Here is an 18,660-nt window from a genome sequence, read left to right as displayed (position 1 = left end):
AAAACCCTATCGATCCTAACAATGTCCTATAGTGGGACGATGCGCTTGATTGCTACGATAGCTAAGCAAGGATTTGCTCCATTATACAGTTAACTATTTTTAAAAAATAGATAGGAGAGAGTGCCATGGAAAATACAACAAAAAGTCTCGAATTATCGACACTGCCGAAAGCCGGCAAAAGACAACGCTACAAGCAGCCATGGATTCTCCACTTCATGGTGCTGCCGGCCGTTCTGCTGTCGTTTGTCTTCTCTTATATCCCGATGTCGGGCATCGTGATGGCCTTCCAGGATTACAAGGCCCGGCTTGGCTTCCTTCATTCGCCATGGGTGGGATTCAAGCATTTCGATTACATGTTCTCCAACGATTATTTTGTGAAAATTATCGGGAATACGTTGCTGTTCGCCAGTTCAAAAATCGTCCTGAACCTCATCATCCCGTTCGTCTTCGCGCTTCTGCTCAACGAAGTCCGCAATATGGGACTGAAGCGCTCCGTCCAGACGCTGGTGTATCTGCCTCACTTCCTGTCCTGGGTTACGCTGTCCGGCATCCTGATCGACGTGCTTGGCCAGACCGGTATCGTCAATCAGTTCCTGACAAGCGCATTTGGCATGCAGCCGATCTTCTTTCTCGGGGACGGGAGCTGGTTCCGGATAACCATTGTCGTAAGCGACGTCTGGAAGGAATTCGGCTTCAACACGATTGTCTTCCTGGCTGCGCTCTCGGGAATTAATCCGGCCTTGTATGAGGCGGCGGAGGTAGACGGGGCGACCCGCTGGAAGCAAACGATGCACATTACGCTTCCGTCGCTCCTGCCGATGCTGATCGTAGTCGCAACGCTGGCCATGGGCAACGTATTAAACGCCAACTTCGACCAGGTGTTCAACCTGTACAGCCCGATGATTTACCAGCAGGGCGACATCATCGATACGTTTGTCTACCGTGAAGGCCTGTTAAGCGGCCAGTTCAGCTTCGCAACGGCGGTTGGTCTGTTCAAGTCGGTCATCAGCCTGATTCTGATCGTGATCTCGTACCGGATTGCGTACAAATTCGCCGGTTACCGGATTTTCTAGGAAAGGGGAGGGGAACCATGTATCACAAAACGATACCCTACCGCGTATTCAGCGCGTTTAATAACGTCATTCTGCTCGTCATCGGGATTCTTTGCCTGCTGCCCATGTTCCATTTGCTCATGGTGTCCTTAAGCTCCAGCGCCGCCGCGAACGGTGGCCTGGTTACATTCTGGCCGAAAGGCTTTACGTTCGAGGCGTATGCCAAGACGTTCGACAATAAGAACTTTCTTACCGCGCTGTGGGTAGCCATCGAGCGTACCTTGCTCGGCACGGCGCTTGGCCTGTTCGTAAACGCGATTGCGGCTTATGCGCTGTCCAAGGACACCAGGGTATTCCGCGCGAGAAACATGTACCTGTGGTACTTCGTCATTACGATGCTGTTCAGCGGCGGCCTCATTCCAAGCTATATCCTTATCCTGAAGCTGCATCTGATCAATAACCTCATGGCGCTTATCCTGCCCGGTCTCGTGGCGGCCTACAACATGATCCTGCTCTTGAACTTTTTCCGCACGGTGCCCAAGGAGCTGGAGGAAGCGGCGTTTATGGACGGCTCGGGCCATCTTCGGAGCTTCTTCTCCATCTACCTGCCGATCTCGCTGCCTTCGCTTGCGACGGTAGGCTTGTTCACCATGGTTGGCCACTGGAACGCGTACTTCGACGGCTTGATCTACATGAAGGACGCGGCCAAGCTTCCGCTCGCGAGCTTTATGCAGACGCTTATCGTGCAGTCGGACATGACTTCATTTGACGCAGCGGCTATCGCGAATATGTCGCAGCGGACGCTCCGCGCTTCGCAGATCTTTATCGGCGCTTTGCCGATTCTGATCGTCTATCCGTTCCTCCAGCGCTTCTTCGTGAAAGGCGTCGTTATTGGCGCCGTGAAGGAATAGTCCCGAATTTCATGCAGAAACAAAATCTGCCTCTGCTTGCGGCCGCTCATCTCGAGCGGTTGCGAGCAGAGGTTTTTTTGCGTACCAATGCATGGTTCTTAGGAATATCAGCGTTTATGGATGCTGCTTCCTATAATTAAGGATTGACTTTGATAATGAGAATTGTTATCATCACTTTAGTCAATTAACGAGATTACAGCGTAACAGCTTATAGGGGGACGTATTTGTGTTCGGTAAAGGGAAGAAACTAGTTATTGTACTTCTGAGCGTAATGTCTCTTTCGCTTGTGCTTGCGGCATGCGGAGGGAATAAAGAAAATAACGGCAATACGAATAACGTGGCAACGGAAAGCGCATCGCCTGCGGCAACGGAAACGGCTGCAGCAGCAACGGAGCAAAAGCTGACGGACGGCCTTGGCCATGAAGTTACGATTCCGGCTAATCCGCAAAGAATTATTGCTTCCTACCTGGAAGACTATCTGGTTGCTCTCGGCGTGAAGCCGGTTGCCCAATGGAGCGTGCCAAACGGTATTCAGGATTACCTCCAGTCCGGCTTGAAGGATATTCCGACCATTTCTTACGATCTCCCATACGAAGCGGTAACAAGCTTCACACCGGATCTGCTGATCCTTGGCGCTAACAGCACGGTTGATGGCGGCAAATACGATCAATACGCGAAGATCGCGCCAACCTTTGTACTTGGGGACGAAGTGAACAACGACTGGCGCAAAGCGCTTCTGAAGATCGGCGAAGTTCTGCAGAAGAAAGATCAGGCTCAAAAGGTGCTTGACGATTACGAGGCAAAAGCGGCAGATGCGAAAGCGAAGCTGCAGGCAGCTATTCCGGATCAATCCGTAGCGGCAATTTGGCTTGTGGCAAACAAATTCTACGTGGTTAGCGATAAACTTTCGAGCGGCGCGGTCCTTTATAACGACCTTGGTCTGAAAGTTCCGAATGTCGTGAAAGAAATCTCCGCATCCGGAACAGGGAGCTGGAATGAAATCTCCCTTGAAAAGCTTGCCGATCTGGACGCTGACCATCTGATTCTGATCAACAGCGACAAAGCGACTGGTTCCGAAGCGTTGAAAGATCCGATCTGGCAATCCATTCCGGCTGTTAAGAACGGCCATGTGTATGAATACGAAGGAACTTCCAGCTGGTTGTACTATGGGCCGGTAGCAAGCTCCCAAATGATCGACAATGTATTGAAAGACATTGCGAAATAATGAAATAATAAAGAGTATGGATTGGAGGGAGCCGTGGCTCCCTTTTTTCCAATTCCAATCATTTTTAAGTTTTGGCGGAGTGGGGAAAAGACAATATGGCAGATAACTCTCATCTACATAACTCTCAATTGGAGGAATCCGAGCCTGCCTTAACAGGCCCGGAGGCGGTTGAACGGCTTTATTCCCGGCCGCTTACCGCGATTCTTATCATTCTCGGCGGTCTTGTTGCCTTGGTGCTTGCGTTAGTACTGTCGGTTTCTTTTGGCGTTATGGACATCAAATTTCTGACGGTATGGGAGGCGATCTTCCATTTTAATCCGGATATAAAGGGGCATCAGGTTATTCGGGAGCTTCGCTTGCCAAGGGTGCTGGGCTGTATGCTGGTAGGCAGCGCTTTTGCGGTTGCGGGTGCGATTATGCAAGGCATGACGCGCAACCCGCTTGCGGACTCGGGTCTCCTTGGCCTTAACTCCGGCGCAGGCTTTGCTCTTGCTTTATGCTTTGCTCTTGCTCCGGGTATTTCTTATTCCTATATTATTCTATTCTCTTTCTTAGGCGCGGCAGTCAGCACCATTATCGTTGTTGCTTTAGGGGCGTCCGTACGCGGAGGGCTGACGCCAATGCGGATGGTACTTGCGGGCGTAACGTTATCCGCCTTGTTAACCGCATTAAGCGAAGGGGTTGCGCTGTACTTCCGCATCGGTCAGGAGCTTGCCTTCTGGTATGCCGGAGGGGTTGCCGGTATCCGCTGGGAGCAGCTGAAAATGATGTTTCCATGGGTAGGCGCAGCGCTTATCGCAGCGATGGTGCTGTCCCGGTCCATTACGATGCTTAGTTTAGGCGAAGAAGTATCCAAAGGTCTTGGTCTGCGGACGGGACCTGTAAAGCTGGCAGGCGTTATTATCGTGATCATGCTGGCGGGCTCGGCTGTATCCGTCGCAGGGGCGGTATCCTTTATCGGCCTTCTGGTACCGCATGTCGCCCGCAAGCTTGTAGGCGTGGATTATAAGTGGATTATTCCGACTTCGGCCGTGCTTGGCGCATTGCTTGTTGTACTTGCGGATTTGGCGGCAAGAATGGTCCGTCCCCCTTTCGAGACGCCAATCGGCACAATGATTGCGCTGATTGGCGTTCCATTCTTCCTGTACCTTGCCAACAAGGAAAGGAGGGAGCTGTAAGCGATGAAAGGAACAACGATCTCCTTAACCGAAGTACGCAGCAAACGGCGCAATACTCTTGTTATCACCGTTATGATAATCGGTCTTATTGCAGCTTTTCTAATTAGCATGAACACCGGGGTTATCCGGATGTCGCCTCTTGACGTGGTCAAAACGCTCTTTGGCTACGGGACCGCCCAGCAGCATCTAGTGCTGTTTGATTTCCGGCTGCCCCGTATTATCATTTCCATTTTGATTGGGATGGGGCTCGCCGTATCCGGCGCCGTTCTTCAGGCTTTGACCCGAAATGCGCTGGCTGATCCCGGCATTATCGGGATTAATTCCGGTGCAGGCATGGTTATTCTGCTTTATGTGGCGTTTTATTCCACACCGGCTTCAGCGCCGGCGTATTTGCTTCCGATTCTCGCTTGGCTGGGAGGCGGAGTTGCCGCATTGCTTGTTTTTACTCTCTCGTACCGCAAGCATAAAGGACTGTCCTCGAATCGGCTCGTCCTGAACGGCGTAGCGATCAGCTCGGGTTTCTCGGCGGTGACGATCCTGGTCTCCTTGCGGATTAATGAAGAGCAGTATCAATTCGTATCGACCTGGATTGCGGGCAGCATCTGGAGCAAGGATTGGAACTACGTGACAGCCCTTTTGCCGTTTATCGTTGTGCTGCTGACTTTCGTCTATTTCAAGTCGCAAACGATAAATGTTCTTAACCTTGGCGTACCGCTCGCGACGGGTCTTGGTACAGCCGTTGCCAAGCAGCAGGTGTGGCTTCTGGCCGCTGCCGTTGGTCTGGCCAGCTCCTGCGTTGCCGTAAGCGGCAGCATCGGCTTTGTTGGGCTCATTGCGCCGCATTTGGCCAGAAGACTGGTCGGGCAGCGCTATCAGATCCTGCTTCCCGCAACGGCGCTTGCCGGAGGACTGCTAGTCCTTGTAGCCGATACGCTTGGCAGATGGATTCTGCAGCCTTCGGAGATCCCGACAGGTATTGTCGTTGCGGTTGTTGGAGCTCCATACTTCCTTTACTTGATGTTCCGGACAAAAGGATAAGAAGACCGAAATAGGGCAGCTCCGATACGCCAACGGCTATCGGAACTGCCCTATTTTTATAAGAGTAAGCTAACGAAACGTCATATTCTTATTTTGCCGATTTCGGCGTTTTATGAAATCTAACGAAACCTGGTATCGTTATTTACCTGTTTACGCTGCCTTGCGAGGCATTTTCGCGGAAATAGCGTGTCTACGTTTCGTTAGAATCCCGAAATGCCGGATTTTGGCCAAATAAGCATTCTGCGTTTCGTTAGAAGGATGCGGGATGAGGAGGAGGCGTTGTTCTGCCCGTAATCTCGTCGTAGAAATGAGCTTGGGTGACAAAGATATAAGGGTAGAGCCATAGGAATCCAATACCGAAAGTAAGGAGTGCAAGGAACATCCAGCCAATAAACGTAAGATTAAGCACAAAAAACTTCCACTTGCGGCCTTTCATTAATTGTTTGCTTTGACGAATCGCTTCAAGCGCCCCGATATCCGGATTATCCTGCAGAATGTAATAAGCCTGCGAATAACGAAGGTACGCAATAATACCGGGAATAATGAGCAATAGCGACCACAAAACGGTGAAGAGAGTCATAAGGAAATAGACACAAAAAGCTTTAATAAAATGAGAAAAGCCGCTGAATACTTCACTAATTTGCGGACCCTCATTCCGTGCAATGCCAACAAAGAAAATAATTAAGCCTAGTGCAAAAGCTCCGCCTGTAAGTATTTGAATAATATAGCCGATTACAGGGATGAAATTTAGCAAACCGATGAGGCCGGCAACAATGCCGTATACAATGATGGCCAGAATCGATTTACCCCAATTTCCTTGCAAACTTTCCCTTGCTCTTGCTCGAAGTTCTGAATAAGTAACGTTCATTGCGAAAATAACACTCTCCTATTTGTCTGTATATTATCTAATCGGCAGCAATGTTGGTTTAATTTAGGTAAATGCCCTAATTCCATGTGATAAAAGAAGGCCGGCAGTCCTGCTAGGATTGCCGGCCTTAACGATTTACTTCACATTGTCGTCCATTGCTTTCACAAAATGCTCGTTGCCGTCCGAAGTGCGCGTAGCTTCGTGGCTTCTTGTTGCTTCTTCGACCTGACCAAACGCCCAGTTGCTCTTCGCAACATCCGGGAAGGATGGTTCTACGTCAGTCAGCGGGCCTCTGTACAGGAGGCGGTTGATCAGCGTTACGGCTTCAAGACGAACGATGTCTTTGCCCGGTTGGAACGTGCCGTCCGGATAGCCCGTTGTCAGGCCATTACGGAACAAGGCCTCGATTGCCGCGGAGGACCAGCGTCCTTCGCTGTCTCCGAATTGCGGAGTAATTGGCATGGATGTCTCCAGCTTCAGGTAACGTACCATAACTGCAGCCAATTCTTCGCGCGTTACAGGCTGATTCGGATGGAAGGTGCCGTCTGCAAAACCTTTAAAGATGCCGCTGTCCGTTACGATCCGGATATAACCGCTTGCCCACTGGGTAGAAGGTACATCCTTGAATTCGGCTTTCAGCGTTGTCGAGCCGCCGTTCAGGAGGCGCGCGATAATGGCCGCAAGCTCTGCGCGGGTCAGCTTTTGGCTTGGTTTGAATTTGCCGTCAGGGAAGCCGAGAATATAGCGTTGGTGCTTCACGGCTTCATCTCCGGTGGAGAAGAGCAACACTTTCACGGATGCTTTTGCCGCTTCAGGGTTCAGCAGCTCTTGGCTCGCTTTGCCTTCTGCGGAAATCGTTACGAGAAGCTCTGTTTCCTTGATAGATGGGTACTTCACTTCCACATTGCGCACGCCTTTATCTCCGATGTTCAAATCTCCTACATTCCAAGTCACTTTATTGCCTTCTGCCTTACCGCCGTCGGCATTGGTTACCGTTGTTCCCTCAGGAAGAGTCAACGTCACCGTTGCGCCGGCAGCTTGTTTTGTACCGTTGTTCAGGTACTCCACTTTAATCTTGCCTGCTGTTCCTTCTTCTTGTCTATCTTTGTCGACGGATACGTTAACAACGACATTAGGCTTGCCGGCCGGAGCAACAGACGCTTTGGACATCTGAATATCGTGGCGGACAATCGCATACTCGACAGGAATCGTTGGGCTCGTATAAGTCACATAGCCCGGAGCCGTTGCAACGATGTAGTAATCGGTTGTCGGATAAACCATGTACGCGTATTTACCGCCGTCTTTACTTGTCTGCGGGTTCGCGTTGTCGTTTGGAGCAAAGCCGACGATCGCAGGAAGCTTAACTTCCGTGCCGGGCGTAATGCCGTTTGCAATATTGCGCGGCGTGTTTGCGTAATACAGTTTGACGGTCGCTCCGTCAATGGCAGCATGTGTATTAATGTCGGTAATGTCGCCGTACGGGTCAATGAGCTCGTTAAGAATGTTCATTTCGCCGTCGGCTGCCAGCTTGATTGTCGGAAGCGTGCCGTTGTTGTCTAATGCGTTAATGATAATGTCTTTATAGCCGCCGTGTTCCGCATCAGGAACCTTGAAGATAATTGCAATCTGATATTCCGTATTCAGCTCAAGGCCGGGAATATTAAATACGCCATCTTTCAAAGGTGCTGTGTATTCTTTATGATACGGTGCCGGTCCAATCAGCTTCACGGTTACCTGGTTCATGAAATCTTCTTCAAGCATGTCATTCTGACCGGTTGGAAGCTTTTGCGTAAGGAGACCGGTAATGGTCTTCGTCGATTCAAAAACTTCGCCTGGATTTCCGCTTACCGCGCCAACTTCAACGGTTTGCTTGAAGGAAACTTCTTTGGTCTGGCCGCCTACTTGAACGGTCTTGATAACTTCGATGTCGTACCTTTCGTCGCCGCGCGGAACGGCGATGCTGTACTTGCCGTCTGTGTCGGTAATAGCTTCAGCCGCAAAATCGATAATGCCGTCGCCGTCAAAGTCCTTTGTGATTTTAACGACTGCGCCTGCCACGATCGTACGCGTTCCGTTATCCGTTGTAGCTACAACGCCCGTTACGGAAGCAGGCTCAAAGGTAATGATAATTTGCTCTTGCGCGTAAATGCTGCGTTCTACGTCATTAGCCGTAGCCGTTACAGGAACGCTTTGCGATAAAATGCCTTCGATTTTGGACGATTGATATTGAATCGTTGCTTTGCCTGCTGCATCCGTCACCGCGGTTGGGGAACCGCCAAGGAAGGTTCCGAGCGATGCGGAGAAGGTGATATTGACATCCTTGAGCGGTTTGCCGTCAATGTCAGTCAGAATGGCCGTCAGTTTCGAAACCGTATGGCCGTCACCTACGATAGAGCTAGGGTTAGCGCTAAGCTTCAAGATGTATTTCACAAGCTCGAAGTTTTGATGAATCGTTGTTTCAGTCGCCAAGCCCGGCAAAGCATTAATGACTTGATTGCGCGATGCATAGCCTTGCTTCTCTACGACAATCAGGTAATGCTCGGTACGAACATTCGGGAATTTATAGTAACCGGAAGCATCCGTAGTTGTATTAGCAACTTTATTAGTTCCAGTCGGATCATACAAGGTTACCTTTGCTCCTTCAATCGGAGCTTGGGTGTTGCGATCTTTAACCGTTCCGTCAACGGACACGGTGCGGATTACGGTGAAATTATTGTTGTGAAGCTTGGAAGCTGCTTCAGCCGGTAAACCTTCGTTACCCTTTGAAGAGGCGAAGGTTACCGAATGAGCGCCGCTCGTAACTTCGGAAGGAAGACGGTATTGCACGTTTTCCCATTTCTTGAATCCGTCTGTATGGTAAGTATCGCCGTTAGCCAATGCCAGGGTAACCGAATCGTTGTCCGTTCCGCTATCCGGACCGTCGAAGTCGAAGGTTGCCGTAACTGCCGTCGCGGTTACTTCCGTAATAGCCGAGATTTTGAGCGGTTTGTTAGGAGCTACGGTCCATTCGGATGTATCCGTAACAGGACGGTCGCCAACCCAACCGTCAAGCAGACGAATGGCTAAAGTGATGGTAGCCGTATTGGAATTAAGCTCTCCGTCATTAGCCTTGAACGTAAAGCTGTCTGTGCTGCTATAGGCCGCGTCTGGCGTGTACGTGTAAGTACCGTCGTTGTTGATCACAACCGTGCCATGCGCCGGCGGAGTTACAACCGTGAAGGTAAGAGTATCGCCATCCACATCATTAGCCTTGAAGCTGTAAGTGACGCTGGAGCCGGAATCAACAACCTTAGAATCATCCGATGCCGTTGGTGCGTCGTTCACGGCAGTAACCGTAATCTCTACAGTTGCCGGCTCGGAATCGGCCGTTCCGTCGTTTGCTTTAAACGTAAAGCTATCCTTGCCGTTAAAGTTCGGATGCGGCGTATACGTATAAGTGCCGTCCGGCTTCAAATCAACCGTGCCATGCTGCGGCGGAGTTACAAACGTGTAAGTCAGAGGGCTGCCTTCCACGTCATTCCCCGAAACCGTTCCGTTAACCGGTGTATCTTCGGCAGTTGTTTCAGTTCCGGCTTCCGCAACCGGAGCGTCATTTACCGGAGTTACAGTAATGGTAACGGTGCCGGTAGACTTGCCGCCATGGCCGTCATTCGCTTCGAAGGTGAAGCCGTCCTCGCCGTTATAGTTTGGATCTGGCGTGTACGTATAGGTACCGTCGGGTTTGAAAGTCAACGTACCATGCTCGGGTTCGGTTTTAACCGTATACGTGATGGTGTCGTTATCCACGTCGTTAGCGGATACGGAATTATTAACCGGTGTATCTTCGTTTGTTGTAACGCCGCTGTTAACCGCGGAAGGAGCATCGTTTACCGGCGTAACCGTGATTGTAACGGTGGCCGGAGCAGAGTCGAGATCTCCGTCATTGGCTTTAAACGTGAAGCTATCGGAACCGTTATAGTCCTTATCCGGCGTATACGTGTAAGTGCCGTTCGGATTAAGAACAAGCTCGCCATGCTCAGGTTTCGTAACAACCGCATAGGTCAGCGTGCTGTTTTCAACGTCATGGCCGGATACGCTGTCGTTTAATGCGGTATCCTCAGGCGTTGTCTTGCTGGAAGCGTCGGCCGTTGGCGCATCGTTGACCGGTGTTACCGCGATGTTCACGGATGCGGTATTCGAGTCTGCCGAGCCGTCATTAGCTTTAAACGTAAAGCTGTCCGGGCCATTGTAGTTGGCATCAGGCGTGTAGGTGAACGTGCCGTCTGTGTTCAGGGTCAGTTGGCCATGAGCAGGCTGGCTGACTACCGAATAGTGAAGCGTATCACCGTCGCCGTCTGTTGCATGAACGCTGCCGTTAAGTGGTTTATCTTCCTCGGTTTGCAGAGTGCCGTTCTGGGCAACCGGAGCTTCATTGACTTCATTAATCGTGATGCTTACGGTAGCAGGCGCGGAATCAAGCTCGCCATCGTTAGCTTTGAAGGTGAAGCTGTCCGAACCGGAATAATTATGGTTAGGCGTGTACGTGTAAGTTCCGTCGCTGTTTATGACGACCGTACCATTAACAGGCGCAGTAACAAGCTCATAAGTCAGCGTGCTGCTATCGATATCCTGTCCGGTCACAACTCCGTTTACCGATTGGTTCTCGTCCGTTGTATTGCTGGAATTGTTCGCAATAGGCGCGTCGTTGACTGCATTAATCGTCAGATTAACGGTTGCGACATTGGAGTCCGCTTTGCCGTCATTAGCCTTAAAGGTAAAGCTGTCGATACCATAGAAGTTGGCATTTGGCGTATACGTGTACGAACCGTTTGCATTCAGTACAACCGTACCGTTAACCGGCACCGTGACAAGCGTATAGGTTAAGGAATCATTGTCCCCGTCAGTTGCCGTTACCGAACCCGTAACCGGAGCATCTTCACTTGTAGTGTTACTGTCATCCTGCGCTGCCGGAGCAGCGTTAGGAGCTGCCGTTACGTTGATGGTGACGGTTGCGATGTTGGACTCCAAGACGCCATCGTTAGCGGTAAATGTGAAGTGATCGGTTCCAATGAAGCCGTCATCAGGCGTGTAGGTGTAAGTGCCGTTTTGGAAGTCTAGGGTAACCGAACCGTGCTCTGGTTCATCTTGCACGAAAAGAAGTAATTCATCTCCGTCTGCATCCGAGAAGGAGACGGTATCATTCACAGGCGTATTTTCCGTAGTGCTTGTGCTGGAATCATAAGCTACTGGCGCGACATTAACCGGATTAACGGTTAGAGATACCGTAGCTGGAGCCGAGTTAAGAGAGCCATCGTTCACTTTGTAAGTAAATGCATCCGGACCGATATAATTCGCAGCTGGCGTGTATGTAAACGAGCCATTTGCATTCAAGGTCAAGGTGCCGTGCGAAGGGCCGGAAACAAGTATATAGGTGATTGGATCACCATTAATGTCGTTGCCTTTTCCACTCAGAGTTTTATTGAAGACCGTATCTCGATCCCCTGAGAAAGAAGCGTTCCCGGCTACTGGAGCCGTGTTTACTTTATTAGTTGTATCCGTTGCCGTCTTGGCCGGATTGCCTTGCGCATTAACGGTATCCGCTGCTACGGTAATGGTTCCGTATTTCAGAGCAGTAAAGTCAAGTTGAACGGAGTATTTACCGTCCGCACCAACGGTTGCTGCATAATTTCGTTCGGTACCTGAGGAATCCTTCACCGTAAGGGTGACAGGCTGCCCGGTACCTGCGTTAGAAGAGCCCGAAACTTTTACCGAACCCATATTATCTTGGCCTGCGGTTAGTTCACCGTCTCCGCCGTCATCAATGGTTACGTTGATGGTTGGGGAGTAGCCGTTGTCAACTTGTACCGGGGTAGTAAACGTTCCGCCCGGAGCGCCAAAGTTGATGGAGAACTGCCTTTGACTTAGGGTCGCGGTATTGCCGATAACAAGATCCAGGGCGCTGATAGGAGCGGTATAGTTGACAATAGCAGACGCTGTGTTGTCGAATGTGGTTCCGGGCAGGGACGAGCTTCTTCCTGCGAACTGGGTTCTTCCATTCGTTCCTGCACCAATGACAAGCTGTGTAGGATTATTCACAGAATAACTCGCAAAGCCTGACATTTCGATAAATTCCTTAGCAGATGCACTGCTGCCGTCAATATCGATTAGCGTCACAAAGAAGTTTTTAATCGAGACCGGATTACCGGTTGCTTGATCAACGAAGTCAAAGTGGAAGGTCAGGTAGCCAGAGCCGGAGCCGGTTGATACCCAGGGGTTAAATCGCTCATCGAAGCCGGTCCCGGTATTATCTAACACATTGTTGTAGAGTGATGCCCCGGTTGTTGCTTCCTTGATGGTAACCTTGGCATCTACCGTAATGCCATCTCTTGTTATTACGTTCGAGTACTTGTAGACAGCGCCTACTTTACCGGCAGTATTACTAGCGGTAATAAGGGTAGGGGTACCCAAATTCATCGCATTACTCTTGATGTCAACCACATTTACTGCTGCTTTGGTGGCAGTTGGATGCGTGACTGCGAGCATGACTCCTAGTACAAGAAGCAATAGAGCGATTCTTGTAAAGGCCGATGATCGAGCGAGCATAGACTCACTTCCTTTCTATTAATAGAGTTGTTTTCGTTTTGTCAAATTCTAGGAACAAAGTCCCTGCTATTTTCGACACCAAACTAGTACTAAATAACTATAAATGACAGCAGGCGACAGCGTCAACTTGAATTTTTCTATTAATATCCATTTTTTCGACAAGCTCTTTAATGCCTTAATCTGGAATTAGTCTGATAAAAAAGAGATGCCCAAGAATATCGTATTTCAGGCTGGAATTATTAGGATGTGAACCTTTGAATAATAGGAAAGCAGATTATTTCATAGAGGAATAAGAAGATAAAAACTTTAAAATCACAATGTTTTACCAAATATAGAGAAAGAGGACTCCGAAGATAATTTTTTTCCCGAGTTCCAAGGAGTAAGGGCTAAGGAGGAACAAATCCGCTAATGTTTAAATGGATGTATTTACAATTTAAGGAACCTCGCTTATTATATAAATAAACGTTCATATATTTAATTGGAAGGAGGTCTTTCGTAGATGGCAAGGACTGTCAATGAGCAGGCCAGACAAGAGAAAAGGGAGCTTATCTTACAGACAGCCGTCACCGTTTTTCCCGAAAATGGCTTCTCCGGTACAACATTTGCTGTGCTGGCTAAAAGCTTGGGGATGAGCGCGGCAACGATTCTGCTCTACTTCGACAGCAAGGAGGAGCTGTTCCGTTGTGCCGTGCTGGAGCCGCTCGAGCGGTTCCGTGAGCCCTTCCTTGCCTTCGTGCACGGGGAAGGAACGCCGCTGGACAGGATCAAGTCCATGATTGACGCCCATATTCAAATTGCAGCCAGCAACTCTTCTTTCCTGCGGCTGGTGCAATACGTGCTGGGTCAGCATCAACGGTTTCCGGAGGAAGCGGAAGCGATGTATCAGTTCGCCAATGACTATACGATGGGGCTGACGGCGGTCATCGCTGAAGGCCAGGCGGCCGGCCAGCTTCAGTCTTACGATCCGCATGAAGTCGCTTGGGGTTACTTTTGTTTTATTCAAGGCGTAGGACTGGTCAATACCGATGATCCTTCATCACCGGTATGGGATGGGATGCGCCGGGTTGGATTGCAGTTGTTTGCACCTGTAACAAACCAATAATCTTGGGAAGCAAGAGGTGGGTTGCCGATGGATCTAATCGAGATTGATCAGGTCAGTAAGGTGTATAAGAAGGGGAAGAAGCAAGCCAATATCGATATCAGCTTCTCCATCCGGGAAGGCGAGATTCTTGGTCTGCTTGGGCCTAACGGGGCGGGCAAAAGTACATTGATCAAGCAGATCGTCGGACTGCTTGCTCCAACCTCCGGCGAAGTCCGGTACGCAGGGGTCAATGTGCTTAAGCAAGCGAAGAAGGTTGCCTCGGAGTTTGGTTATTATGCGCAAGAGCCGCATGCCCTTGGCGCGCTGACGGCCAGAGAGGCGCTTCTCTTCACCGGCGTTCTTCGCGGCTTGCCCAAGAAGGATGCCGAGAAGCAGACCATGGAGCTGCTGGAGCGGTTCGGCATGGCGGAGTTCGCAAGCAGGCCGCTTAAGAAGCTGTCCGGAGGACAGAAACGGATGGTCGGAATCGGAACAACGATTATTGGCGAGTCCCGAGTGCTTGTGCTGGATGAGCCGACTAACGAGCTTGATCCCCTGAACCGGCGGCTGGTATGGGATATTATTGTAGAACAGAACCGCAAAGGAGCCACGATTATTCTCGTCACCCATAACGTCCTGGAAGCGGAGCGGGTGGTGGACCGGGTTGCTTTTATCAACTATGGAAGACTGCTGGAGATCGACAGCGTCCCTCACCTGAAGCAGCGGGTGGATGGCAGGCTGAAGCTGGAATTAACGGCCGTGGAGGGGAAAGCGGGCTATCTGATGAAGCGGCTTGAGGAGTGGGGAGACATCCAGCAGACTGGCGAGAACCGGCTGCGGCTTCTGATTGACAAGGACCGGGCGGGTACGATGCTGGACTGGATGGTTCATGCGGAGGACCTGCCTATTGACGAATATGCAATGCTTCCTCCCAATCTGGAGGACGTCTATCTCTATATCGACAGCCAGAAGGAGAAAGCTGCGGGGTATGTTATCCAGGAGGAAAAGGTGGGGAGCTTCATTGGCTAATGCGCTTGCTTTTGTGAAAGGACGAATGTGGACCGAGCTGTATATCCTATTGCGGATCCAGATTGCAATCGTGCGGGAGCAATGGATATGGATCTTTATTATGGCAACGATCTTTCCGCTTACCACGCTGTTGTTCATGAAATTTATGTACGGGGTTTCCTCTGGCCAGATCATGGTAAATGTCATTGTCGGCAACATTGTATTCGCGATTATTATGATGGGCTTTAACGCGCTGGGACAGGAGATCTCCTGGCAGAAGCATGCGGGATACTTCACCTTCTACTCTTCGCTTCCCATCTCAAAAGCGATCTTTGTCGTTACCCAGCTCGTACGCGGATTGATGACCGCCATGCCTTCGGTTATCATCATGGCTTTTATCGGGCAGTTTGCGTACGGAATAAAGCTTCACTACGAGTGGGGACTCATACCGATCTTCCTGCTGGCCGTATTAAGCATGGTCGGCATAGGAGCGGGTATCGGGTTCTGGTCTCCGGATCACCAGATGACCAATATGCTTGTGCAGGGGCTGATGATGTTTGTCGGGTTTCTGTCGCCGGTTATGATGGAAGCCAGCCAGCTGCCGCCGGTTCTGCGGTATATCGGGGTTATTTTCCCGACCACCTATTCCGCCTCCGCGCTCAGGGAGATGCTCACCAAAGGATGGACGCATGAAGTAACCATAGATATGTTCATCCTGATTGGTTTTATTATTGTATCGTTTGCTTTCATTTCGAGAATGATCAACTGGCGTGCAGCCGATTAGCTCCTAATATAGTGATAACCGCTGGCCTCCAAGGCGGCGGTTTTTTGTTATTCGGTATTTGGCCTAACGGAGTGATACAATAATCTTTGGTAATGAAAGAACTGGAGGATGCTGGATATGACAGGGATTATGATAAGGGAAGCGGGATTGCAGGATCTTCAAAATTTGGCCGAGCTGTTCGAGGTGCTGATGGAGGTTCCTTCTAATATAGAAGCGATGGGCAGGCAGCTGGCGAAAGTGACGAAGGATCCGCATTATTTTCTGGCGGCGGCTTGCGACGGCGATAAGGTGATCGGAACCGCGATGGGTATTGAATGTTATGATCTCGTCGGGGATTGCCGCCCGTTTCTGGTCGTGGAGAATGTGGTGGTAAATCCTGATTATAGAGGACAAGGCGTCGGAAAAATGCTGATGCAGAGGCTCGAGCAATTCGCGGAGGAACGCGTGTGCAGCTACATCATCTTTGTATCCAGCGGCTATCGGGAGCAGGCTCATCGGTTTTATCGCGCGCTGGGCTACTCAAGCGAGAATCAGGGCTTCAAGAAGCAGCTTCGGGAATTGGGGTAAAAGCCAGCGGAAAGGTATTAGATTTTACCAAATTCGGCATTCTAGATAAATCACGGATAACAGAACATTCCTATAATGGAAAGATGGCTTAACTATAGTCAGGAGGTGTTGATGGTTGCCGATGTACCGCAAGCTGGCGCCAACGGTGCTTAAGGTCGCTGTCTTGGCCATCATCGTCGTATTTATCGTTCGCAACATTCCGCTCAAGCTGGAGGATCTTACGTCCTTCCTGGTGCATGCGAACGACCGGTTTTACCTGTCCTTGCTCTTATTCTCGATCTTTCTGATGCTTCAAGCCGGTATTTGGGTGCTAATCGTCAATGCCTCCTTATCCGATACCGGCCGCTTAAGCGGCAGCGGGAGACTTTCGATGCTGGGCGGTCTCCGTATATTTATTGAAACCCAGTTCGGCAAATACATTCCCGGAGGCTTCTGGAATGTTGCCGGACGGATTGTGATGGCGACCAAAGCCGGGGTGCCGCTGGATGCCCAATTCGCTGCCATTGTGTACGAGAATATTCTGCTCGTTGCAGCGGCTTTGGTCTACGCGATGATGCTGATTGTCAGCCTGCATATTGTTCCGGTCTGGGTGGGGCTCTTGCTGGTTATCGTGTTTGCGCTTATTTATTTGTTCTACAACCCGCTGACGGTAGCGGTCAAAGGCCTGTTCGTCCGCGCCTCAAAGTGGAAATTCCTTCAGAAGATGATCGGGAAAATGACCAAGTCGTTTGGCGGCACGGAGCTGGCCGGCTCGGAGGTCAGCCTGACCCGAAATCAGTTTTTCACATATTTGGCGTGTTTTCTGGCCAGTCATTTTGTCATGGGAATCGCTTTCTGGCTTCTCACCAACAGCTTTGACAAAGGGAATATAGGTTTGTTTTATGCCGCGGGAACGTTCGCGACCTCCTGGCTTCTTGGGCTTGTAAGTCCGCTGCCGGGCGGGCTTGGCATAAGGGAGGGTTTCCTGGTCTATTTCCTGTCCATGAAGCTTGGGACGGAGACGGCGCTCCAGATTTCGGTTATTGCCCGGCTGTGGAATATTATGGCGGAGGTGCTGTTCTGGGCGGTTATTCGGGGCATATGCTATCTGACGCGAGGGGAGAAGGTATATGAAACGTAGGAAGGTCGTGCTGGTAGCGGGTGTTTTTCCGCCGGGTGTCGGAGGTATGCAGAACTACTATTACAATCTGTCCAAACATACAAAGCATGAGATGACCGTTATCGCGCCGGAATATCCGGACTGTGCTTCCTTTGACCAGGGTCAGCCTTACCGGACCATAAGAGGTGCGTTTATGCGCCGGGAGCGTGCCGATGTGTTCAGCTGGGGACGGTTGTTCCGGCAGGTCAAAAAAACGCTGCGCAGCGAAGAACCGGATGTCACGGTGTACGGGTATGTGTTAATCGGCTTTATCGGTTTGTTATTCCGCGTGTTTGGGGGGCGTCGCTATATCATATCCGCTCATGGCATGGATATGCTGATGTTCCGTCGTTATATCGGCCTTAATCAGATTGTGAAGCTGATTCTGCGCAAGGCGGACGGCGTGCTGGCCAACAGCGAGTTCACTCGTCGTCTGGTCGAGGAGTACGGAGTGGAGCCCGGCAGAATCGGCATTGTTCATCCCGGCGTTGAAAGCCTGTTTGAGCCAAAGCCGGTTGACGAGGAGTTAAGGCAGGAGCATGCATTGGAAGGGATGTATGTGCTCCTGTCGGTAGGACGGCTTGTTACCCGGAAGGGCCATGACAAGGTGATCGAAGCGATGCCTGCGATCTTGCGCCATATCCCCAATGCCGTCTATGTCATAGTGGGAGACGGGCCGGAGCGCGGCAGGCTGGAGCAGCTGGCCGGAACGGTTGGCGTGGCAGGCAAGGTCCGGTTCGTGGGCGGTGTAAGCGGCACGGAGCGGCTGAATGATTATTACAATCTGGCCAATCAGTTCATTATGGTAAGCCGACAGCTGGAAAAGGGTGACGCTGAAGGGTTCGGCATCGTCTATCTGGAGGCGGCTTCCGCCCGTGTACCCGTTATTGCCGGGCGCTCCGGCGGCGCTTCGGAAGCGGTGCTCGACGGGGAAACGGGTCTTCTTGTGGAGCCCGAGTCCGTTATGGCGATTGCCGATGCCGTTGTCAGGCTCTCAAGCGATACGCCGCTGCGCGAAAGGCTGGTCCGCGAAGGCTATAAACGCGCAAAGCTGCAATTCCAGCATGATGCGCTTGCGGAGGTGTTTGATCAATATGCGGGACGCATCTGCTCCAGCCCGGTTGCCGCGAGCTATAAGCGGACAGGGAAAAGAGCCGCCCAGCGGATGTAGTTTCGAAAAGAAAAAACGCTGTAAAGCTGGCGGTGGACCAGTTTTACAGCGTTTTTT

At 50.8% G+C, this 18,660-nt stretch carries 13 protein-coding genes; 11 read left to right on the top strand and 2 right to left on the bottom strand.

From position 1 onward, the window contains the following. The first annotated feature begins 125 nt into the window (after positions 1-125). The 5 genes from WFK81_RS27510 to WFK81_RS27490 all read left to right on the top strand — a co-directional run bounded on the left by WFK81_RS27510 (position 126) and on the right by WFK81_RS27490 (position 5,404). Positions 126-1,073 (top strand): ABC transporter permease, encoded by a 948-nt coding sequence (locus tag WFK81_RS27510; RefSeq protein ID WP_336790239.1) that lies wholly within the window; start codon positions 126-128, stop codon positions 1,071-1,073. Positions 1,074-1,090: 17 nt separating this feature from the next. Next, a complete protein-coding gene (locus WFK81_RS27505) occupies positions 1,091-1,963 on the top strand; it encodes a carbohydrate ABC transporter permease (protein ID WP_127496595.1) in 873 nt (290 codons plus the stop codon). A gap of 226 nt (positions 1,964-2,189) precedes the next feature. Beyond that, positions 2,190-3,188 (top strand): ABC transporter substrate-binding protein, encoded by a 999-nt coding sequence (locus tag WFK81_RS27500; protein ID WP_336790237.1) that lies wholly within the window; start codon positions 2,190-2,192, stop codon positions 3,186-3,188. A gap of 95 nt (positions 3,189-3,283) precedes the next feature. Then, positions 3,284-4,366 (top strand): FecCD family ABC transporter permease, encoded by a 1,083-nt coding sequence (locus tag WFK81_RS27495; protein WP_336790235.1) that lies wholly within the window; start codon positions 3,284-3,286, stop codon positions 4,364-4,366. Between the two features lie 3 nt (positions 4,367-4,369). Further along, positions 4,370-5,404 (top strand): FecCD family ABC transporter permease, encoded by a 1,035-nt coding sequence (locus WFK81_RS27490; protein WP_336790233.1) that lies wholly within the window; start codon positions 4,370-4,372, stop codon positions 5,402-5,404. A 250-nt stretch (positions 5,405-5,654) separates the two neighbouring features. On the opposite strand, the gene WFK81_RS27485 is transcribed toward WFK81_RS27490, so the two are convergent. Together WFK81_RS27485 and WFK81_RS27480 are read right to left on the bottom strand one after the other, a co-directional pair. Then, the gene (locus tag WFK81_RS27485) at positions 5,655-6,272 is read right to left on the bottom strand and encodes a DUF975 family protein (RefSeq protein WP_336775812.1); all 618 of its coding nucleotides are present in this window, start codon (positions 6,270-6,272) and stop codon (positions 5,655-5,657) included. Positions 6,273-6,407: 135 nt separating this feature from the next. Continuing rightward, the gene (locus WFK81_RS27480) at positions 6,408-12,854 is read right to left on the bottom strand and encodes an Ig-like domain-containing protein (RefSeq protein ID WP_336790231.1); all 6,447 of its coding nucleotides are present in this window, start codon (positions 12,852-12,854) and stop codon (positions 6,408-6,410) included. Positions 12,855-13,353: 499 nt separating this feature from the next. On the opposite strand from WFK81_RS27480, the gene WFK81_RS27475 reads away from it, so the two are divergent. From WFK81_RS27475 to WFK81_RS27450, 6 genes are all read left to right on the top strand, one after another. Next, on the top strand, positions 13,354-13,956 hold the full coding sequence (locus tag WFK81_RS27475; protein WP_336790229.1) for a TetR/AcrR family transcriptional regulator: 603 nt from the start codon (positions 13,354-13,356) through the stop codon (positions 13,954-13,956). Positions 13,957-13,983: 27 nt separating this feature from the next. Next, positions 13,984-14,964, top strand: a complete 981-nt coding sequence (locus WFK81_RS27470) for an ABC transporter ATP-binding protein (RefSeq protein WP_336790227.1) — start codon at positions 13,984-13,986, stop codon at positions 14,962-14,964. Further along, entirely contained in the window at positions 14,957-15,727 is a 771-nt protein-coding gene (locus tag WFK81_RS27465; protein WP_336790225.1) for an ABC transporter permease, read from the top strand. The genes WFK81_RS27470 and WFK81_RS27465 overlap by 8 nt, the downstream gene beginning before the upstream one ends. Positions 15,728-15,844: 117 nt before the next feature. Further along, positions 15,845-16,294, top strand: coding sequence for a GNAT family N-acetyltransferase (locus WFK81_RS27460; RefSeq protein ID WP_336790223.1), 450 nt, complete (start codon positions 15,845-15,847; stop codon positions 16,292-16,294). Between the two features lie 121 nt (positions 16,295-16,415). Further along, positions 16,416-17,414: a lysylphosphatidylglycerol synthase domain-containing protein gene (locus tag WFK81_RS27455; RefSeq protein ID WP_336790269.1), complete on the top strand. Its 999-nt coding sequence runs from the start codon at positions 16,416-16,418 to the stop codon at positions 17,412-17,414. Next, the gene (locus tag WFK81_RS27450; RefSeq protein WP_336790221.1) at positions 17,404-18,603 is read left to right on the top strand and encodes a glycosyltransferase family 4 protein; all 1,200 of its coding nucleotides are present in this window, start codon (positions 17,404-17,406) and stop codon (positions 18,601-18,603) included. Before WFK81_RS27455 ends, WFK81_RS27450 begins: the two co-directional genes overlap by 11 nt. Positions 18,604-18,660 lie beyond the last annotated feature (57 nt).

The sequence above is a fragment of the Paenibacillus sp. MMO-177 genome (assembly GCF_037147795.1).
Taxonomy (GTDB): Bacteria; Bacillota; Bacilli; order Paenibacillales; family Paenibacillaceae; genus Pristimantibacillus.
This window is presented reverse-complemented; position numbering and strand designations above follow the sequence as displayed.